2 protein-coding genes are annotated in these 3,894 nt (G+C 68.6%); both read right to left on the reverse strand.

All coding sequences use genetic code 11. The annotated features are described in order from the left end of the window. On the reverse strand, positions 1-1,797 hold a 1,797-nt coding region (locus AQJ11_RS13410), incomplete at its 3' end, for a condensation domain-containing protein (protein WP_159061657.1). Continuing rightward, positions 1,794-3,894 (reverse strand): condensation domain-containing protein (locus AQJ11_RS13415; protein WP_159061658.1); only part of this gene is annotated, 2,101 nt, incomplete at its 5' end. The genes AQJ11_RS13410 and AQJ11_RS13415, both read right to left, overlap by 4 nt.

Genomic DNA, 3,894 nt, shown 5'->3' on the forward strand with positions numbered 1-3,894 from the left:
ATCGGGCGAGGCCAGCGGCTCGGGATCCGTCTCGGGGCCCGTCGGCCACTGCGTGTCGACCAGCAGGCAGTCGATCGTGTCGGGCAGGCGATGAGCCAGAGCCGTGCTGGTGATGACCAGGCGTGCACCCGCATCGTCGACCATGTACGTGATGCGGTCGGCCGGATAGTCCGGGTCCAGGGGGACGAACGCCGCACCCGCCTTCAGAATTCCCAGGAGGCTGGCGATCAGATCCGGCGAGCGATCCAGGCAGACGGCCACCAGGGTGTCCGCAGTGATACCCGAGCCACGCAGATGATGAGCCAGCCGGTTCGCACGCGCGTTGATGTCAGCGTACGTCCACTCCTGGTCGCCGTAGGTGACGGCGACCGCATCCGGATCCCTGGCGACCCGGTCCTCGATCAGCCGGTGGATGGTGGCCGTGTCCGGATAGGGGCCGGTGACACCGTTCCAGTCGACCAGGATCTCCCGCCGCTCCCCCTCCGTCAGCATGTTGAGTTCCCCGATGCGTGACCCGGGCGAGTCCACCACGGAGGCCAGCAGGCTTTCCAGGTGGCCTGCCATGCGTTCGACCGTCTCCGCGTCGAACCTGCTCCGGTCGTAGACGAAGCGGAACTCCAGGGCCCGGCCCGCCGAGACGACGAGGGTCAGCGGGTACCCGGTGCGCTCCACACAGTTCACCAGGCGGCGGGTCAGTCCCTCGGGGAAGTCCGACGGCTTCTGCACCACCGGGTAGTTCTCGAAGACGAGAATGGACCGGAACAGCGGCTCGCCGCGCGGGATCCTGCTGTGCTTCTGCACGTCGACCAAGTGGCAGTACTCCCACTGCCGCATCTCCAGTTGTTCGTCCTGGAGATCCCGCAGCCACTCGGAGACGACCAGGTCGCCCGTGAGCCGGCCGCGCACCGGCAGCGTGTTGATGAACAGGCCCATCATCGACTCGACACCGGGCAGGTCGATCGAGCGGCCCGAGATGGTCGAGCCGAACAGCACCTCGTCCTGGCGGCTGTACCGTGAGAGCAGGATCGACCACAGGCCCTGCACCAGCGTGTTCATCGTGATGCGCTGGGACTTGGCGTAGTCCCGGGCCCGCGCGAACAGCCCCGCGGAGGCGCACACCTCGAACTCGCCGACTCCCGTGTCACCGGTGTCCCGATCGACGTGCAGGGCGGTGGGCTCGGTGACGCCCGCCAGGTAGTCGGACCAGAACGCCCCGGAGTCGTCGTCCCGCCGGGAGTTGAGCCACTCGATGTACCGGCGGTACGGGACCGTCGGCGGCAGCTCGGCGGGAGTGCCGTCGAGCAGCGAGCGGTAGATGGCGAACAGCTCCTTCTGGAGGATCTGCACGCTCCAGCCGTCGAGGAGGATGTGGTGGAAGGACCAGACGACGATGCGGCGTTCCTCCGTCATGCGCAGCACGGTGACCCGGACCAGCGGGGCCCGTGACAGGTCGAACCCTCGGGCCCAGTCCTCCGCCAGGAAGGCGTTCAGCCGCTCCTCATGGCCGGACAGGCCGCGCAGGTCCCGCACCTCGAAGGGGAGGGGAGCCCGGCGCTGCACCACCTGCACCGGCTCCGACACCCCCTCCCACACGAACGCGCTGCGGAGGATCGAGTGCCGGTCGACGAGTTGCTGCCAGGCGGCGCCGAACAGCGTCTCGTCGAAGGGTCCTTCGACCTCCTCCGTCATCTGCACCATGTAGGGGCGCGTGTCGGAGGTGTCCTCCAACGAGTGGTACAGCATGCCGAACTGGAGGGGCGAGAGGCCGTAGACGTCTTCCACGTTGTGCGCGCTCATATCGAGAACCTCTTCAGGATCGCGGCCATGTCGGCGTCGCCGACATCGGTGAGGGGAACACCAGGGGACTCCCTGCGGGCGTCGGCGGCTCCGTCGGCGCTGCCGGCGATCAGCTCGCGCAGGTGGCCGAGGACACCGTCGGCCAGGTGCTCGACGGTGCGCCGGTCGTGCAGCGCGGTCGAGTAGTTGATGTACAGGCCGAACGTGTCGCCCTCGACGGCGGCGGTCACGTCCAGCACGTTCCAGCGCATGCCGTCTGGGCTGATCGAGTGGCCCTTGGGCTCTTCGGGACCGGCGTACCGTCCGATGCCCGGCAGGTCCCTGGTGAACTGCCCCAGGTAGTTGAAGTTCACTTCCGGAGTGGGCTGCCGACGCAGTACGGAAGCCACGTCCGGGGCGCCGAGATGGCGCAGGATGCCGTAGCCGACGCCCTTGTTGGGGATCCGCGCCAACTGTTCGCGGACGGAGTCGAGCGAGGCCACCGCATCGGTGGCTCCTGGTTCCAGTCGCAGGGCGACGGGGAAGACGGACGTGAACCATCCCACGGTCCGTGACAGGTCCACGTCGGGGAACAGATCCTCACGACCGTGTCCCTCCAGGCCGATCAGGGTCTCGTCGTCCCCGGTCCAGTCGCGCAGGGCGTGCGCCAGCGCGGTGAGCAACGCGTCGTTGATCTGGGTGCTGAAGACCCTCGGAACGTCCCGCAGCAGGGCACGGGTCTCCTCGGGGCTGAGCCTCGCCACGACGCCGGCGGCGGATCCCAGGTCGTTGCGGCCGTCCCGGTCACGCGGCACCCGACCGGCCGGCTTGGGCTCGGACCAGTAGGCGAACTCGGCCCGCGCCTGCGCGGATCGGGCGAAGTCGTGCAGTCGCTGGGCCCACGACCGGAACGACGTCGTCTTCGCCGGCAGCAGGGGTGCCAGCCCGGCGGCCCGCCGCTCGTAGCAACTGCCCAGGTCCTCCAGCAGGATCCGCCAGGACACGCCGTCGACCGCCAGGTGGTGTACGACGATGAGGAGCCGCTGCCCGCGCGTGGCCCCCAACTCCAGCAGGGCGGCCCTCAGCAGCGGGCCCTTGGCCAGGTCGAGGCTCTGCTGCGTCTCCTCCGCGACGTCCAGCGACACCGGCGCCAGGGCCTCGTCCGCGACACCGGACAGGTCGTGCACGTCGAGGATGCCGGTGTCCACGGTGTCGTCCAGGTACTGCCGCCAGCCGTCGGCCTCGTCCGCGCAGCGCAGGCGCAGCGCGTCGTGGTGCTCGATCAGATCGGCCAGCGCGAGACGCAGCACATCGGGGTCGAGTCCGTCGGTGACCAGGAGTTCGGCCTGGTTGAAGTGGTCGAACGCCGGCAGGTCCTTCTCGAAGAACCAGTGCTGGATCGGTGTCAGCGGAACCTCGCCCACCACGCGGCCCTGCTCCGCGTCGACCGGCGTGGCCGTACCGGCCTGGACCGCGATCTCGGCGATCGTCTGGTGCTTGAAGATCAGCCGCGGAGTGAGGTGCACACCGAACTTCTTGGCGCGGGCGATCATCTGGATGCTGATGATCGAATCCCCGCCCAGTTCGAAGAAGTTGTCGTGGATGCCGACGGTGTCGATACCGAGGATCTCGGACCAGATGGCGGCGAGGGTGCGCTCGATGTCCGTCCGGGGTGGGGTGTAGGTGGTGTCGAGGTCGGGTCGGTGGTGGTCGGGTGCGGGGAGGGCCTTGGTGTCGACCTTCCCGTTGGGGGTGAGCGGGAGCTGGTCGAGGGTGACGTAGACGGCCGGGACCATGTAGTCGGGCAGCTGCTGCTGGAGGTGTGCGCGGAGCTGGTGTGTGGCGGGTGCGTGGCCCGGGGTGGGGACGATGTAGGCGACGAGTTGTTTGCTGCCGGGTGTGTCCTCGCGCACGGTCACGGCGGTGGCGTGGACGTGAGGGTGGGTTGCCAGGGCGTTCTCGATCTCGCCGAGTTCTATGCGGTAGCCGCGCAGCTTGACCTGGTTGTCGATCCGGCCGATGAACTCCAGCGTCCCGTCCGGACGCCACTTGACCAGGTCACCGGTGTGATACGTACGCGGGTCGGAGCGGGGCGGGCTGAGGGGATTGGGCGTGAAA

It is taken from the genome of Streptomyces corchorusii (assembly GCF_001514055.1).
In the GTDB taxonomy this organism is placed as follows: Bacteria; Actinomycetota; Actinomycetes; order Streptomycetales; family Streptomycetaceae; genus Streptomyces; species Streptomyces olivaceoviridis.